At 56.6% G+C, this 15,519-nt stretch carries 15 protein-coding genes; 14 read left to right on the top strand and 1 reads right to left on the bottom strand.

Annotated features, from left to right (window positions below; translation table 11 throughout):
• Window positions 1–67: 67 nt before the first annotated feature.
• The 6 genes from corC (at window position 68) to HF650_RS07045 (ending at window position 6,318) form a co-directional block, all read left to right on the top strand.
• Entirely contained in the window at window positions 68–946 is an 879-nt protein-coding gene (gene corC / locus HF650_RS07070) for a CNNM family magnesium/cobalt transport protein CorC (RefSeq protein ID WP_187802628.1), read from the top strand.
• A 5-nt stretch (window positions 947–951) separates the two neighbouring features.
• The gene (lnt, locus tag HF650_RS07065) at window positions 952–2,490 is read left to right on the top strand and encodes an apolipoprotein N-acyltransferase (RefSeq protein WP_187801767.1); all 1,539 of its coding nucleotides are present in this window, start codon (window positions 952–954) and stop codon (window positions 2,488–2,490) included.
• Between the two features lie 606 nt (window positions 2,491–3,096).
• Window positions 3,097–4,017: an amino acid ABC transporter substrate-binding protein gene (locus HF650_RS07060; RefSeq protein WP_187801766.1), complete on the top strand. Its 921-nt coding sequence runs from the start codon at window positions 3,097–3,099 to the stop codon at window positions 4,015–4,017.
• Between the two features lie 158 nt (window positions 4,018–4,175).
• Window positions 4,176–4,916, top strand: coding sequence for a glutamate/aspartate ABC transporter permease GltJ (gltJ, locus tag HF650_RS07055; RefSeq protein WP_023480005.1), 741 nt, complete (start codon window positions 4,176–4,178; stop codon window positions 4,914–4,916).
• Window positions 4,917–4,918: 2 nt separating this feature from the next.
• Complete coding sequence (gene gltK, locus HF650_RS07050) at window positions 4,919–5,593, top strand: glutamate/aspartate ABC transporter permease GltK (RefSeq protein WP_187801765.1); 675 nt, start codon at window positions 4,919–4,921, stop codon at window positions 5,591–5,593.
• On the top strand, window positions 5,593–6,318 hold the full coding sequence (locus tag HF650_RS07045) for an amino acid ABC transporter ATP-binding protein (RefSeq protein WP_023479949.1): 726 nt from the start codon (window positions 5,593–5,595) through the stop codon (window positions 6,316–6,318). Before gltK ends, HF650_RS07045 begins: the two co-directional genes overlap by 1 nt.
• A gap of 42 nt (window positions 6,319–6,360) precedes the next feature.
• Here the strand turns inward: HF650_RS07045 and HF650_RS07040 are convergent, their stop codons facing one another.
• A complete protein-coding gene (locus tag HF650_RS07040; protein WP_187801764.1) occupies window positions 6,361–6,843 on the bottom strand; it encodes a zinc ribbon-containing protein in 483 nt (160 codons plus the stop codon).
• A 233-nt stretch (window positions 6,844–7,076) separates the two neighbouring features.
• Here HF650_RS07040 and leuS point away from each other — a divergent pair, with 233 nt between their 5' ends.
• The 8 genes from leuS to mrdA all read left to right on the top strand — a co-directional run bounded on the left by leuS (window position 7,077) and on the right by mrdA (window position 15,517).
• Complete coding sequence (leuS, locus tag HF650_RS07035; protein WP_187801763.1) at window positions 7,077–9,659, top strand: leucine--tRNA ligase; 2,583 nt, start codon at window positions 7,077–7,079, stop codon at window positions 9,657–9,659.
• Window positions 9,660–9,673: 14 nt separating this feature from the next.
• Window positions 9,674–10,240, top strand: a complete 567-nt coding sequence (gene lptE / locus HF650_RS07030) for an LPS assembly lipoprotein LptE (RefSeq protein ID WP_187801762.1) — start codon at window positions 9,674–9,676, stop codon at window positions 10,238–10,240.
• Complete coding sequence (gene holA, locus HF650_RS07025; protein WP_187801761.1) at window positions 10,240–11,271, top strand: DNA polymerase III subunit delta; 1,032 nt, start codon at window positions 10,240–10,242, stop codon at window positions 11,269–11,271. The genes lptE and holA overlap by 1 nt, the downstream gene beginning before the upstream one ends.
• Entirely contained in the window at window positions 11,264–11,914 is a 651-nt protein-coding gene (nadD, locus tag HF650_RS07020) for a nicotinate-nucleotide adenylyltransferase (protein ID WP_187801760.1), read from the top strand. The genes holA and nadD overlap by 8 nt, the downstream gene beginning before the upstream one ends.
• Before the next feature lie 24 nt (window positions 11,915–11,938).
• Entirely contained in the window at window positions 11,939–12,556 is a 618-nt protein-coding gene (locus tag HF650_RS07015; protein ID WP_187801759.1) for an adenosylcobalamin/alpha-ribazole phosphatase, read from the top strand.
• Between the two features lie 244 nt (window positions 12,557–12,800).
• Window positions 12,801–13,118: a ribosome silencing factor gene (gene rsfS, locus HF650_RS07010; protein ID WP_187801758.1), complete on the top strand. Its 318-nt coding sequence runs from the start codon at window positions 12,801–12,803 to the stop codon at window positions 13,116–13,118.
• A 3-nt stretch (window positions 13,119–13,121) separates the two neighbouring features.
• Complete coding sequence (gene rlmH, locus HF650_RS07005) at window positions 13,122–13,589, top strand: 23S rRNA (pseudouridine(1915)-N(3))-methyltransferase RlmH (protein WP_003858701.1); 468 nt, start codon at window positions 13,122–13,124, stop codon at window positions 13,587–13,589.
• Window positions 13,590–13,615: 26 nt separating this feature from the next.
• Complete coding sequence (mrdA, locus tag HF650_RS07000) at window positions 13,616–15,517, top strand: peptidoglycan DD-transpeptidase MrdA (RefSeq protein WP_187801757.1); 1,902 nt, start codon at window positions 13,616–13,618, stop codon at window positions 15,515–15,517.
• Window positions 15,518–15,519: the final 2 nt, after the last annotated feature.

Below are 15,519 nucleotides of genomic sequence, written 5' to 3'. Positions count from 1 at the left end.
GCCGTCCGGCGCTGAGTTTACGCGTGACGAGCGACAATTCAACCAACATGAGAACCCACACGACGCCATGAGCGACGATAACTCACACAGTAGCGACAACACCAACAGCAAAAAGGGATTCTTCTCCCTTTTACTCAGCCAGCTCTTTCACGGCGAACCGAAAAACCGTGATGAATTACTGGCTCTGATCCGAGACTCCGGGCAGAACGAGCTTATTGATGAAGATACGCGCGACATGCTCGAAGGGGTGATGGATATTGCGGACCAGCGCCTACGCGACATCATGATCCCCCGTTCACAAATGATCACCCTGAAACGCAACCAGACGCTGGACGAGTGTCTCGATGTCATTATCGAGTCCGCCCACTCGCGTTTCCCGGTCATTAGCGAAGACAAAGATCATATCGAAGGGATTCTGATGGCGAAGGATCTGCTGCCGTTTATGCGCAGCGATGCCGAAGCATTCAGCATGGAAAAAGTGTTACGCCCGGCAGTGGTGGTACCGGAAAGCAAGCGCGTTGACCGCATGCTCAAAGAGTTCCGTTCCCAGCGCTACCACATGGCTATCGTTATTGATGAGTTTGGTGGTGTCTCCGGTCTGGTCACTATCGAAGATATTCTTGAGCTGATCGTTGGCGAAATCGAAGATGAGTATGACGAAGAAGAGGATATCGATTTCCGCCAGCTGAGCCGTCACACCTGGACGGTACGCGCGCTGGCGCCGATTGAAGACTTTAACGACACCTTCGGTACCCACTTCAGCGATGAAGAGGTTGATACCATTGGCGGTCTGGTGATGCAGGCGTTTGGTCACCTCCCCGCGCGCGGCGAATCTATCGACATTGATGGTTACCAATTCAAAGTCGCTATGGCAGACAGTCGACGTATTATTCAGGTCCATGTCAGAATGCCGGATGATTCTCCGCAACCGAAACTGGATGAGTAATGTAAATGGTATTTGCCGCCTTGTTTGAGCGCCAGCGCGTCCGTCTGCTGCTGGCGTTACTGTTCGGAGCCAGCGGAACGCTGGCTTTTTCACCTTATGACTTCTGGCCCGCCGCGCTTCTCTCCCTGATGGGCCTGCAGGGCTTAACCCTCAACCGCCGTCCGTTACAGGCCGCCTGGATTGGCTACGCCTGGGGGCTTGGCCTGTTTGGCAGCGGCGTGCACTGGGTCTATGTCAGCATCGCGCAGTTTGGCGGCATGCCTGGCCCCATCAACGTCTTTATCGTCGCGCTGCTGGCGGCCTATCTCTCGCTTTATACCGGCCTGTTTGCCGGCCTGCTCTCGCGCCTGTGGCCGAAAACCAGCTGGCTGCGCGTGGCGGTTGCCGCCCCGGTGGTGTGGCAGATCACCGAGTTCCTGCGCGGCTGGGTGCTGACCGGCTTCCCATGGCTACAGTTTGGCTACAGCCAGATTGATGGTCCGCTAAAAGGCCTGGCACCGGTGCTCGGCGTCGAGTCGATTAACATTTTGCTGATGGTGGTGAGCGGCCTGCTGGTGCTGGCGCTGGCAACGCGTAACTGGCGTCCGCTGGTCACGTCGGTTGTGCTCTTCGCCCTCCCCTTCCCGCTGCGTTTTATTCAGTGGTATCAACTGCTGCCGGATCGCACTACCCAGGTGACGATGGTGCAGGGCAACATTCCGCAGTCGATGAAGTGGGATGCGGGCGAGCTGCGCAATACGCTGAAAATTTACGCCGGAGCGACAGAGCAGGTGCTGGGCAAGTCGCAGCTGATTATCTGGCCGGAGTCGGCGATCCCGGATCTGGAGATTAACCAGCAGGGCTTTCTCAGCGAGATGGATAAAACCCTGCGGGCGAACAATGCCACGCTGATCACCGGCATTGTTGATGCGCGCCTCAATCAGCAGAATCGCTACGACACCTACAATACGGCGATTACGCTAGGGACCGGCAGCCCGTACAGCTATCGCTCAACGGATCGCTACAACAAAAATCACCTCGTGCCGTTTGGTGAGTTTGTACCGCTGGAGTCGATTCTGCGCCCCCTCGCGCCCTTCTTTGATTTGCCGATGTCCTCCTTTAGCCGCGGGCCTTACGTGCAGGCACCGCTTTCGGCTCATGGTTTAAAACTGACGGCGGCGATCTGCTACGAGATTATCCTCGGCGAGCAGGTGCGGGATAACTTCCGCCCGGATACCGACTTCCTGCTGACCATCTCCAACGATGCCTGGTTTGGTAAGTCGATTGGGCCATGGCAGCACTTCCAGATGGCGCGGATGCGTTCGCTGGAGCTGGCGCGCCCGCTGCTGCGCAGCACCAATAACGGCATTACCGCCGTGATTGGGCCGCAAGGTGAGATCCAGGCGATGCTGCCGCAGTTCACCCGCGAGGTGCTGACGGCGAAAGTCACGCCTACCAGCGGATTGACGCCATATGCGCGGATGGGTAACTGGCCGGTGTGGATTATCACGGTGCTGCTGGGCTTTGGCGCGCTGGTGATGAGTCTGCGTCAGCGCCGCCGTTAGTTTTTCGCCGCTGTTCGCCGGATGGCGCTGCGCTTATCCGGCCTACAAAATTTCGCACGTCACCGTAGGCCGGATAAGGCGTAAGCCGCCATCCGGCAGTGACCTCATATCTTTGCCGGATGGCGCTGCGCTTATCCGGCCTACAAAACTTCGCGCTTCACTGTAGGCCGGATAAGGCGAAAGCTGCCATCCGGCAGCGACCTCATACCTTTGCCGGAGGGCGCTGCGCTTATCCGGCCTACAAAATTTCGCACTTCCCCGTAGGCCGGATAAGGCGTACGCCGCCATCCGGCAATTTCTTCTGCATCCATCAAACTGGCATGCCGCTTGCTTATATCTACACTGTGACGACCAAATCTGCCCGTGCGTAAACGGGTCGCACCGGCAGGGATCGGTCGCAGCACTATTCTGGTGCAATGTGAGATTTTTGCCTCTAAACGGTGCGGCGCGCCTCGCAAAAATAAACAATACCGCAGCAAATTCTTTACATTAAGCCAGACTAAATGTAACAAACACACACGACACTGCACGAATATGTAGCAGCACATAACAACAACACAACGGGTATCACTGTGCTTTACGCACTGACGATAAAGGAGTCTGGATATGCAATTACGTAAACTGGCCGCCGCCATGCTGGTGATGGGAATTTCCGCCGGTCTGGCACATGCCGAAGAGGCGAAGTCTGCCGACGCAGCGGCTCAGCAATCGACGCTGGATAAAATTGCCAAAAACGGCGTTATCGTCGTCGGTCACCGTGAATCTTCCGTACCGTTCTCCTATTACGACAACGCTCAGAAAGTTGTCGGTTATTCACAAGACTACTCTAACGCTATTGTTGAAGCGGTGAAGAAGAAGCTCAACAAGCCGGATCTGGCGGTTAAGCTGATTCCTGTCACCTCGCAAAACCGTATTCCGCTGCTGCAAAACGGCACCTTCGATTTTGAGTGCGGCTCCACTACCAACAACGTCGAGCGCCAGAAACAGGCGGCCTTCTCTGACACCATTTTCGTGGTTGGCACCCGTCTGCTGACCAAAAAAGGCGGCCCGATCAAAGATTTCGCCGACCTGAAAGGCAAAGCCGTGGTTGTCACCTCCGGCACCACCTCCGAGATCCTGCTTAACAAGCTGAACGACGAGAAGAAGATGGATATGCGCATCATCAGCGCGAAAGATCATGGCGACTCCTTCCGTACGCTGGAGAGCGGCCGCGCGGTGGCCTTTATGATGGATGATGCCCTGCTGGCCGGCGAGCGCGCGAAGGCGAAGAAACCGGACAACTGGGAGATCGTCGGCACGCCGCAGTCGAAAGAGGCTTACGGCTGTATGCTGCGCAAAAACGATCCGGAATTTAAGAAGCTGATGGATGAGACCATCGCGCAGTATCAGACCTCCGGCGCGGCGGAAAAATCCTTCGATAAGTGGTTTAAAAACCCGATTCCACCGAAAAACATGAACCTGAACTTCGATCTTTCTGACGACATGAAAGCGCTGTTCAAAGAACCGAACGACAAAGCTCTGAACTAATTACAACCATTAGGGGCGGGTTTACCTGCCCTCTCGATTGTCGAAGCTGCACGGACAGACTATGCGTTGAGTGGCCGTTCCCCACTCAGCGTGAACATTCGCACTTCACACAATCTTCGAGGGTAGCGCTGCTACCCTTTTTTTTCCGGAGTAGATTTATGTCCATAGACTGGAACTGGGGGATCTTCCTGCAACAGGCCCCGTTCGGCAACACCACCTATCTTGGCTGGTTATGGAGCGGTTTTCAGGTCACCATCGCGCTGTCGGTGACGGCCTGGATCATCGCCTTCCTGGTCGGCTCTCTGTTTGGCATCCTGCGCACCGTTCCCAACCGCTTCCTCTCCGGGATCGGCACTTTATATGTGGAACTGTTCCGTAACGTACCGTTGATTGTGCAGTTCTTTACCTGGTATCTCGTCGTGCCGGAGCTGTTGCCGGAAGATATCGGCATGTGGTTTAAGGCGGAGTTGGACCCCAATATCCAGTTCTTCCTCTCGTCGATGGTCTGCCTGGGGCTGTTTACCGCAGCGCGCGTCTGCGAGCAGGTGCGCGCCGCAATCCAGTCGCTGCCGCGCGGGCAGAAGAACGCCGGCCTGGCGATGGGCCTGACGCTGCCGCAGACCTACCGCTACGTGCTGCTGCCGAATGCCTACCGCGTAATTGTCCCGCCGATGACCTCGGAGATGATGAACCTGGTAAAAAACTCGGCCATCGCTTCGACGATTGGTCTGGTGGATATGGCGGCGCAGGCGGGCAAACTGCTCGATTACTCTGCCCACGCATGGGAATCTTTTACCGCCATTACCCTCGCTTACGTGGTGATTAATGCCGTGATTATGCTGGTGATGAACCTGGTTGAACGCAAAATCCGCCTGCCGGGCAATATGGGAGGCAAATAACGATGTATGAGTTTGACTGGAGTTCAATCGTCCCTTCCCTTCCCTATCTGTGGGCAGGATTGCTGGTGACGCTGAAAATCACCGCCATCGCAGTTGTGTTCGGTATTGTCTGGGGCACGCTGCTGGCGGTGATGCGTCTGTCGACCTTTACGCCGCTGCGCTGGTTCGCAAAAAGCTACGTTAACGTCTTCCGCTCGATTCCGCTGGTGATGGTGCTGCTGTGGTTCTACCTGATTGTGCCGGGTTTCCTGCAAAACGTGCTGGGCCTGTCGCCAAAAACTGATATCCGGCTTATCTCGGCGATGGTTGCCTTCTCGATGTTTGAGGCGGCGTACTACTCGGAGATTATCCGCGCCGGGATCCAGAGTATCTCCCGCGGGCAGTCGAGCGCGGCGCTGGCGCTCGGCATGACACACTGGCAGTCGATGAAGCTGATTATTCTGCCGCAGGCGTTTCGCGCCATGGTGCCGCTGCTGCTTACCCAGGGCATCGTCTTATTCCAGGACACCTCGTTAGTGTATGTCCTGAGCCTGGCGGATTTCTTCCGCACGGCCTCCACGATTGGCGAGCGTGACGGTACGCAGGTTGAGATGATCCTGTTTGCCGGCGCTGTCTATTTTGTTATCAGTTTGAGTGCTTCGCTGTTGGTCAGCTGGCTGAAGAAAAGGACCGTCTAATGATTTCCCTGAAAAATGTTTCGAAATGGTATGGCCACTTTCAGGTGTTGACCGACTGCTCCACCGAAGTGAAAAAGGGCGAGGTGGTAGTGGTTTGCGGCCCGTCGGGTTCCGGTAAATCGACGCTGATCAAAACCGTTAATGGCCTTGAGCCGGTGCAGAAAGGCGAGATCCTGGTTAACGGCACCAAAGTGAATGATAAGAAAACCAATCTCGCGGAGCTGCGCTCCCATGTCGGGATGGTGTTCCAGCACTTTGAGCTCTTCCCGCACCTGTCGATTATCGAAAACCTGACGCTGGCGCAGGTAAAAGTGCTGAAACGCGACAAAGCGGCGGCACGCGACAAAGGGCTGAAGCTGCTGGAGCGCGTTGGGCTGACGGCGCACGCCAATAAGTTCCCGGCGCAGCTCTCCGGCGGTCAGCAGCAGCGCGTGGCGATTGCCCGTGCGCTCTGCATGGATCCGGTGGCGATGCTGTTTGATGAACCGACATCAGCCCTTGATCCAGAGATGATCAACGAAGTGCTGGACGTGATGGTCGAGCTGGCTAATGAAGGAATGACGATGATGGTGGTGACGCACGAAATGGGCTTTGCCCGTAAAGTGGCGAACCGCGTGATCTTTATGGATGAGGGGAAAATCGTCGAAGACTCGGAGAAGGATGCCTTCTTTAACGATCCAAAATCGGATCGTGCAAAAGACTTCCTCGCCAAGATCCTGCATTAATCCCCCTACGCCTGCCCGCATGCTGTGGGCAGGCGCTGGCTGTTAAGGTTCAAACGGACGGCGTTGAAATTGATCGTGGCCGCATTTTGGGCATAACGGCAGCACATCCGGCGTATAGACCGCGAGATGGAAATGACACTTCTCGCACACCAAATTTCCCAGCCCTACGACTTCTCCGCTGTGATAGACACCGTGATGGTTCAGATCCTGAAACACCTCCCGCCACTCCAGCTGGGTTTTATCGGTGATATCTGCCAGCTCCTGCCAGATGCTCTCTTTGATCACCCGCATAAAGACGCCATCGGTGACCTCACTCTGGCTTTCGTTGTAGCTGCGGGCGAACTCTTCCAAATCGCGACGAATGGCGCGCATTAACTCATCCGTCTCGGTTGGCGTTAACTCACCCGTTTGTGTGACCCTCAGGCGAGCCTGTTCAACCAATGCGTCAATATCGCGATCGCCATTACGCAGGCGCTCGGTCAGTGAAGCGACCAGTTCACGGTAAAATTGCGCAACCTTGTTCATCGTTTCGCCTCCGGTTAAGTGATTCATTTTAATGATAGACGTTAATTTCCTCCGCCTCTGCCGGGCCGCCTGTTGCATGGTGAAAAAGTGATGTGGCGCAGAGAAGGGCTATTTCGACGGCGCTTTTCGGAAAGGCTGTTTTGAGGCTGGCGTTTGGGCTATGCTATGCCGACTAAAAACCACCTATTAACGCTACATTTGTAGCTGTAGCAAAAACAGGACTACTGGCTGCCATGCAAGAGCAATACCGCCCGGAAGAGATAGAATCCACCGTACAGCGTCACTGGGAAGAAAAGCGCACATTCGAGGTCACCGAAGACGAGAGCAAAGAGAAATACTATTGCCTGTCGATGCTTCCCTATCCTTCTGGCCGCCTACACATGGGTCACGTCCGTAACTACACCATCGGCGACGTGATCGCCCGCTACCAGCGCATGCTGGGTAAAAACGTGTTGCAGCCGATCGGCTGGGACGCGTTTGGTCTGCCGGCTGAAGGCGCCGCGGTGAAAAACAAAACCGCCCCCGCGCCGTGGACCTACGACAATATCGCCTACATGAAAAACCAGCTCAAAATGCTGGGCTTCGGCTACGACTGGAGCCGTGAAGTGGCGACCTGCACCCCGGAATATTACCGCTGGGAGCAAAAATTCTTCACCGAGCTCTATAAAAAAGGGCTGGTCTATAAAAAAACTTCCGCGGTCAACTGGTGCCCGAATGACCAGACCGTGCTGGCCAACGAACAGGTGATCGACGGCTGCTGCTGGCGCTGCGATACCAAAGTTGAGCGTAAAGAGATCCCGCAGTGGTTTATCAAAATCACCGCCTACGCCGACGAACTGCTGAACGATCTGGATAAGCTGGATCACTGGCCGGATACCGTAAAAACGATGCAGCGTAACTGGATCGGCCGTTCTGAAGGGGTGGAGATCACCTTTGATGTGCAGAACAGCGACGAGAAGCTGACCGTTTACACTACCCGCCCGGACACCTTTATGGGCGTGACCTATCTGGCCGTTGCCGCTGGTCACCCACTGGCGCAGCAGGCTGCCCAGAATAACCCGGAGCTGGCGAGCTTTATCGAAGAGTGTCGCAACACCAAAGTCGCGGAAGCCGAAATGGCGACGATGGAGAAAAAAGGCGTCGATACCGGCCTGAAAGCGATTCATCCGCTGACCGGCGAAGCGATCCCGGTCTGGACAGCGAACTTTGTGCTGATGGAGTACGGCACTGGCGCGGTAATGGCCGTTCCGGGTCACGATCAGCGCGACTATGAGTTTGCCAGCAAATACCAGCTGAACATTAAGCCGGTTATTCTGAATGCCGATGGCAGCGAGCCGGATCTCAGCGCCCAGGCGCTGACCGAAAAAGGCGTGCTGTTTAACTCCGGCGAGTTTGACGGCCTCGACTTCAACGCCGCCTTTAACGCCATTGCTGACAAGCTGGCAGAGAAAGGCGTCGGCGAGCGTAAAGTGAACTTCCGTCTGCGCGACTGGGGCGTCTCCCGTCAGCGTTACTGGGGCGCGCCAATCCCGATGGTGACCCTTGAAGATGGCACCGTGATGCCGACGCCAGAAGACCAGCTGCCGGTGATCCTGCCGGAAGATGTGGTGATGGACGGTATTACCAGCCCGATCAAAGCCGATCCGGAGTGGGCGAAAACCACCGTTAACGGCCAGCCTGCGCTGCGCGAAACGGATACCTTTGATACCTTTATGGAGTCCTCCTGGTACTATGCGCGCTATACCTGCCCGCAGTACAACGAAGGGATGCTGGACCCGAACGCGGCAAACTACTGGCTGCCGGTTGATATCTATATCGGCGGTATTGAACACGCCATCATGCACCTGCTCTACTTCCGCTTCTTCCACAAACTGATGCGCGATGCGGGCATGGTCACCTCTGACGAACCGGCTAAACAGCTGCTGTGTCAGGGCATGGTGCTGGCAGACGCCTTCTACTACCTCGGTGAAAGCGGCGAGCGTAACTGGGTGTCGCCGAAAGAGGCGATCGTCGAGCGTGACGAGAAAGGCCGTATCGTGAAGGCGACCGATGCTGCGGGCCATGAGCTGGTCTACACCGGTATGAGCAAGATGTCGAAGTCGAAAAACAATGGCATCGACCCGCAGGAGATGGTAGAGCGTTACGGCGCGGATACCGTGCGTCTGTTTATGATGTTCGCCTCCCCGGCTGATATGACGCTGGAGTGGCAGGAGTCCGGCGTCGAGGGGGCGAACCGCTTCCTGAAACGCGTCTGGAAACTGGTCTATGAACACACTGCCCGGGGCGTCGTTGCGCCGCTGGATCTGGCCGCGCTGAACGACGATCAGCAGGCGCTGCGCCGCGATGTGCATAAAACTATCGCCAAAGTCTCTGATGATATCGGCCGTCGTCAGACCTTCAATACCGCCATCGCGGCGATCATGGAGCTGATGAACAAGCTGGCGAAAGCGCCGCAGGAGAGCGAGCAGTATGGCGCTCTGATGCAGGAAGCGCTGCTGGCCGTGGTGCGTATGCTCAACCCGTTCACCCCGCATGCCAGCTTCACGCTGTGGCAGGAGCTGGGCGGCGAAGGCGACATCGATCACGCACCGTGGCCGGTTGCCGACGAGAAAGCGATGGTAGAGAACACCACGCTGGTGGTGGTTCAGGTCAATGGTAAAGTGCGCGGTAAAATTACCGTCGCCGTCGATGCAACAGAAGAACAGGTTCGTGAACGCGCAGGCCAGGAGCACCTGGTGGCGAAATATCTTGAGGGCGTTACCGTACGTAAAGTGATTTATGTACCGGGCAAACTGCTCAATCTGGTCGTTGGTTAAGCGCGGGAGGAAGCGTGCGATATCTGGCAACTCTGTTCGTAACCCTGGCGGTGCTGGTCACCGCCGGATGCGGCTGGCATCTGCGCAGTACTACACAGGTGCCACCGGAAATGAAAACGATGATCTTTAACTCCGGCGATCCAAATGGGCCGCTGAGCCGCGCTATTCGTAGCCAGCTGCGCCTGAATGGCGTGACGCTGCTCGATGACAGCACGCTGCGTCAGGATGTGCCGTCCCTGCGTCTCGGCTCGGTGTTAATGGGACGCGATACTGCTTCCGTCTTCCAGAATGGCCAGACCGCAGAGTATCAAATGGTGCTGACCGTACGCGCAAGTGTGCTGATACCGGGTCACGATATCTACCCGATCAGTACTAAAGTGTACCGTTCGTTCTTTGATAACCCGCAGAAGGCGCTGGCAAAAGCGGCTGAGCAGGAGATCATTACACAAGAGATGTATAACAAAGCCGCAGAGCAGCTGATTCGCCAGTTGCCGAGCGTGCGTACGGCGGATGCAAAAAATACGCAAAATAGTGAGGTTTCCTCAAGCGTGGCGCCCGCCCCGGCAACGCCAGGTAGCTGATGCTCAGGCTCTATCCGGAACAACTCCGCGCGCAGCTCAATGAAGGGCTGCGCTCGGCTTATCTGCTGCTCGGTAACGATCCGTTATTGCTGCAAGAGAGCCAGGATGCGGTGCGGCAGGTTGCCGCCACGCAAGGCTTCACTGAACATCACACCTTTCCGCTCGAAGCCAACACCGACTGGGATGCAATCTTCTCTATTTGCCAGGCGCTGAGCCTGTTCGCCAGCCGACAAACCCTGCTGTTACAGCTGCCGGACAACGGCCCAAACGCGGCGATGAACGAACAGCTGGCAAAGCTGGTTGGCCTGCTGCATCAGGATCTGATTCTGATTGTACGTGGTAATAAGCTTACCAAAGCCCAGGAGAACGCCGCCTGGCTTGCCCAGCTTAATACGCACGTGGTGCAGGTTAGCTGTCAGACGCCTGAGCAGGCGAACTTGCCGCGCTGGGTCGCGGCACGGGCAAAACAGAACAAGCTGGAGCTGGACGACGCCGCCAACCAGCTCCTCTGCTACTGCTACGAGGGCAATCTGCTGGCGCTGGCGCAGGCGCTGGAGCGGTTAACGTTACTGTGGCCTGATGGCAAGCTTACCCTGCCCCGCGTTGAGCAGGCGGTTAATGATGCCGCGCACTTTACGCCGTTTCACTGGGTAGATGCCCTGCTGGCCGGAAAGAGTAAGCGCGCGCTACATATTCTGACCCAGCTGCGGCTGGAGGCGTGCGAGCCGGTGATCCTGCTACGTACCGTGCAGCGCGAGCTGTTGCTGCTGGTCACGCTGAAACGCCAGATGACGCAGATGCCGTTGCGCGCGCTGTTTGATAAGCATCGGGTGTGGCAAAACCGCCGCGGCACCACCACGGAGGCGCTAAACCGGCTGAGTGCCGATCAGCTGCGCCAGGCGGTGCATCTGCTGAGCCGTATTGAGCTAATCGTCAAGCAGGATTACGGTCAGTCAGTGTGGGCTGAGCTGGAGGGGCTCTCTCTGCTACTCTGTCACAAAGCCGTCGCTGACATCTTTATTGATGGTTGATATGAAACAGTTACAAGCGCTGTTTGGCGGCACCTTCGATCCTGTCCATTACGGTCACCTGAAACCGGTGGAAGCGCTGGCCGGTCTGATTGGCCTGTCGAAGGTAACGATTATGCCTAATAATGTGCCGCCCCATCGCCCGCAGCCTGAAGCGGACAGCCAGCAGCGCAAAACCATGGTCGAGCTGGCAATCGCTGATAAACCGCTTTTCACGCTTGATGAGCGCGAACTGCTGCGCGATGAGCCCTCCTACAGCGCCGATACGCTACAGGCGTGGCGGCAGCAAGCTGGCGAGCAGGCTCCGCTGGCATTTATTATTGGTCAGGATTCACTCCTCACCTTCCACAGCTGGCATCGCTACGACACCATTCTTGATAACTGCCACCTGCTGGTCTGCCGCCGGCCGGGTTATGCCCTGACGATGCGCGAAGAGGCGCAGCAGCGCTGGCTGGATGCCCATCTGACAACCCGCGTGGAGGATCTGCACACCCTGCCCGCTGGTAAAATCTATCTCGCCGAAACGCCGTGGTTTGATATCTCCGCCACGCAGATTCGCCAGCGGCTAGCGCGCGATGAGCCGTGCGACGATCTGCTGCCCGCCGCCGTGCTCGACTACATCCATCAGCAGAACCTCTACCGCTAACCGCGCTATAAACAGGAGGAGTGTATGCGACTCTGGTTAATACGCCACGGTGAGACCGAAGCGAACGTGGCCGGGCTCTACAGCGGGCATGCCCCGACCCCCTTAACGCTAAAAGGCGTTGCGCAGGCGCAAACTCTTCACCAACTCCTCCATGCCGTGCCGTTCGATTATGTGCTTTGCAGCGAGCTGGAACGTGCGCGCCATACCGCGGCACACGTGCTGGCCTCGCGGAAGATAGAAGTCCACACCACGCCGCTGCTCAATGAGATGTTTTTTGGCGACTGGGAGATGCGCCACCATCGCGATTTAACCCACGACGATCCCGAACGCTACGCCGCCTGGTGTACGGACTGGCAGCACGCCGTGCCCACCAATGGCGAAGGTTTTCAGGATTTCTCGGCGAGGATCGAACGCGTGGTGACGATGTTGCAGGATCTGAACCAGACACATAAAAATGTGCTTATCGCCAGCCATCAAGGGGTTCTCAGCGTGATGATTGCGCGTCTATTGGGTATGCCCGCCTCATCGCTGTGGCATTTCCATATCGCTCAGGGATGCTGGAGCCGGGTAGATATGCGTGACGATTTTGCCACCCTGCGGGTGCTAAACAGCCGCGCGGTCTGGCATCCTGACGAGAAGTAGCCGCTTTTTCATCCATCTTTTAAGCCGGAGTGATTCGGTGATTGACAGCACCCCGCAGGCTGCTATTCTCCGCGCGCAGAAATTGTTTTACAAAATTGGCGATGCAATCGCGCGGCCAGGATGGGATGATAGCCCACTTTTCATGTCGCGAAGCCTGGACTTTTGTCCCGACATTCGCCGTCTTTCAGGTATAATGTCAGGCTGTTTATGACCAGTACATTTTTTACTCACCCAGGGGGAACACTTGCAGGGTAAAGCACTCCAGGATTTTGTTATCGACAAAATTGATGACCTGAAAGGTCAGGACATCGTCGCCATTGACGTTCAGGGCAAATCGAGCATTACCGATTGCATGATCGTCTGTACCGGCACTTCAAGCCGTCATGTTGCCTCTATTGCGGATCACGTGGTTCAGGAGTCCCGCGCGGCGGGCATGCTGCCGCTGGGCGTAGAGGGCGAAAGCGCCGCCGATTGGGTGGTGGTTGATCTGGGCGACGTGATGGTCCATGTCATGCAGGAAGAGAGCCGTCGTCTGTACGAGCTGGAAAAACTCTGGAGTTGATGCGTGAAGCTGCAACTCGTCGCCGTCGGCACAAAAATGCCGGACTGGGTACAGACAGGTTTTACTGAGTATCTGCGCCGCTTTCCAAAAGATATGCCGTTTGAGTTGGTGGAAATTCCCGCCGGCAAGCGCGGCAAAAATGCGGATATCAAGCGGATCCTCGATAAAGAGGGTGAATTGATGCTGGCCGCCGCCGGCAAAAACCGCATCGTCACCCTTGATATCCCCGGCAAACCGTGGGATACGCCGCAGCTGGCGCATGAGCTGGAACGCTGGAAGCAGGACGGACGCGACGTCAGCCTGCTGATCGGCGGCCCGGAAGGGTTGTCTCCCGCCTGCAAAGCGGCAGCTGAACAAAGTTGGTCGCTCTCAGCGTTGACTCTTCCTCACCCGCTGGTGCGTGTGCTGGTTGCCGAAAGCCTGTATCGCGCATGGAGTATTACGACCAACCATCCTTATCACCGTGAGTAACGAGTTTTAGGCGGATTTAGCAGCGGATGAAATTACAGAACTCTTTTCGCGACTATACGGCTGAGTCCGCGCTGTTTGTGCGCCGGGCAGTGGTCGCTTTTACGGGTATATTGCTGCTTTCCGGCGTGCTGATCGCCAACCTGTATAACCTGCAAATTGTCCGCTTTGCGGACTATCAAACCCGCTCCAACGAAAACCGCATCAAACTGGTGCCCATCGCGCCCAGTCGCGGCATTATTTACGATCGCAACGGCACGCCGCTGGCGCTGAACCGCACCATCTACCAGGTGGAGATGATGCCGGAAAAGGTCGATAACGTGCAGCAAACCCTCGACGCGCTGCGCGATGTGGTCGATCTGAACGATGATGATATCGCCAACTTCAAAAAGGAGCGCGCGCGCTCGCACCGCTTCACCTCGATTCCGGTGAAAACCAACCTCACCGAAGTGCAGGTGGCGCGCTTCGCCGTCAACCAGTACCGCTTTCCCGGCGTGGAAGTAAAAGGCTATAAACGTCGCTTCTACCCCTATGGCTCTGCGTTGACGCACGTAATCGGCTATGTTTCGAAAATCAACGATAAAGACGTCGAGCGGCTGGATAAAGATGGCAAACTCGCCAACTACGCCGCGACCCACGATATCGGCAAGCTCGGCATCGAGCGCTACTACGAAGATGTGCTGCACGGCCAGACCGGTTATGAAGAAGTGGAAGTGAACAACCGTGGCCGCGTGATCCGCCAGTTGAAAGAGGTGCCGCCGCAGGCGGGACACGATATCTATCTGACGCTCGATCTTAAACTGCAACAGTATATTGAAACCCTGCTCGCTGGCAGCCGCGCCGCAGTGGTCGTAACGGACCCGCGCACCGGCAGTATTCTGGCGCTGGTCTCGACGCCAAGCTACGACCCGAACCTGTTTGTTGACGGGATCTCGAGCAAGGATTACTCCGGGCTGCTCAATGACCCGAACACGCCGCTGATTAACCGCGCCACCCAGGGCGTCTACCCTCCCGCCTCCACGGTTAAACCCTATGTCGCGGTTTCAGCGCTCAGCGCCGGGGTGATCAACCGTAATACCAGCCTGTTCGATCCCGGCTGGTGGCAGCTTCCGGGTTCCGAAAAACGGTACCGCGACTGGAAAAAATGGGGTCACGGCCATCTGAATGTCACCAAATCGCTGGAAGAGTCTGCCGATACCTTCTTCTACCAGGTTGCTTACGACATGGGCATCGACAGGCTCTCCGAGTGGATGGGCAAGTTCGGTTACGGCCACTACACCGGTATCGACCTTTCGGAAGAGCGCTCCGGCAACATGCCAACCCGCGAATGGAAACTGAAGCGCTTTAAGAAACCCTGGTATCAGGGCGATACCATCCCGGTCGGCATCGGCCAGGGGTACTGGACCGCTACGCCTATCCAGATGAACAAAGCAATGATGACGCTGATTAACGACGGTATCGTAAAAGTGCCGCATCTGTTGATGAGCACCGTTGAGGACGGTAAAAAAGTGCCGTGGAAGCAGCCAACGCAGCCGCCGGTGGGTGATATTCACTCCGGCTACTGGGAAATTGCCAAAGATGGCATGTATGGCGTAGCAAACCGCCCTAACGGTACCGGTCACAAATACTTTGCCAACGCGCCTTACAAAGCGGCGGCGAAATCGGGTACCGCGCAGGTCTTTGGCCTGAAGGCGAACGAAACCTATAACGCTCACCGTATTGCCGAGCGTCTGCGTGACCATAAATTGATGACCGCTTTCGCCCCGTATGATAATCCGCAGGTCGCCGTTGCCATGATTCTGGAAAACGGCGGTGCAGGCCCGGCCGTGGGTACCATCATGCGACAGATCCTCGACCACATTATGCTTGGCGACAACAACACCGAATTGCCGGCGGAAAACCCCTCCACAGCCGCGGCAGAGGACCAATAATC

Source organism: Kosakonia sp. SMBL-WEM22 (assembly GCF_014490785.1).
GTDB lineage: Bacteria > Pseudomonadota > Gammaproteobacteria > Enterobacterales > Enterobacteriaceae > Kosakonia.
Note: the sequence above shows the minus strand (reverse complement) of the source record. Positions and strands in the feature narration are given on the sequence as shown.

Excerpts from the sequence above, each read along its gene's own strand:
- corC (WP_187802628.1), top strand. The coding sequence starts at position 68 with ATGAGCGACGATAACTCACACAGTAGCGACAACACCAACAGCAAAAAG.
- lnt (WP_187801767.1), top strand. The coding sequence starts at position 952 with ATGGTATTTGCCGCCTTGTTTGAGCGCCAGCGCGTCCGTCTGCTGCTG.
- HF650_RS07060 (WP_187801766.1), top strand. The coding sequence starts at position 3,097 with ATGCAATTACGTAAACTGGCCGCCGCCATGCTGGTGATGGGAATTTCC.
- gltJ (WP_023480005.1), top strand. The coding sequence starts at position 4,176 with ATGTCCATAGACTGGAACTGGGGGATCTTCCTGCAACAGGCCCCGTTC.
- gltK (WP_187801765.1), top strand. The coding sequence starts at position 4,919 with ATGTATGAGTTTGACTGGAGTTCAATCGTCCCTTCCCTTCCCTATCTG.
- HF650_RS07045 (WP_023479949.1), top strand. The coding sequence starts at position 5,593 with ATGATTTCCCTGAAAAATGTTTCGAAATGGTATGGCCACTTTCAGGTG.
- HF650_RS07040 (WP_187801764.1), bottom strand. The coding sequence starts at position 6,843 with ATGAACAAGGTTGCGCAATTTTACCGTGAACTGGTCGCTTCACTGACC.
- leuS (WP_187801763.1), top strand. The coding sequence starts at position 7,077 with ATGCAAGAGCAATACCGCCCGGAAGAGATAGAATCCACCGTACAGCGT.
- holA (WP_187801761.1), top strand. The coding sequence starts at position 10,240 with ATGCTCAGGCTCTATCCGGAACAACTCCGCGCGCAGCTCAATGAAGGG.
- nadD (WP_187801760.1), top strand. The coding sequence starts at position 11,264 with ATGGTTGATATGAAACAGTTACAAGCGCTGTTTGGCGGCACCTTCGAT.
- HF650_RS07015 (WP_187801759.1), top strand. The coding sequence starts at position 11,939 with ATGCGACTCTGGTTAATACGCCACGGTGAGACCGAAGCGAACGTGGCC.
- mrdA (WP_187801757.1), top strand. The coding sequence starts at position 13,616 with ATGAAATTACAGAACTCTTTTCGCGACTATACGGCTGAGTCCGCGCTG.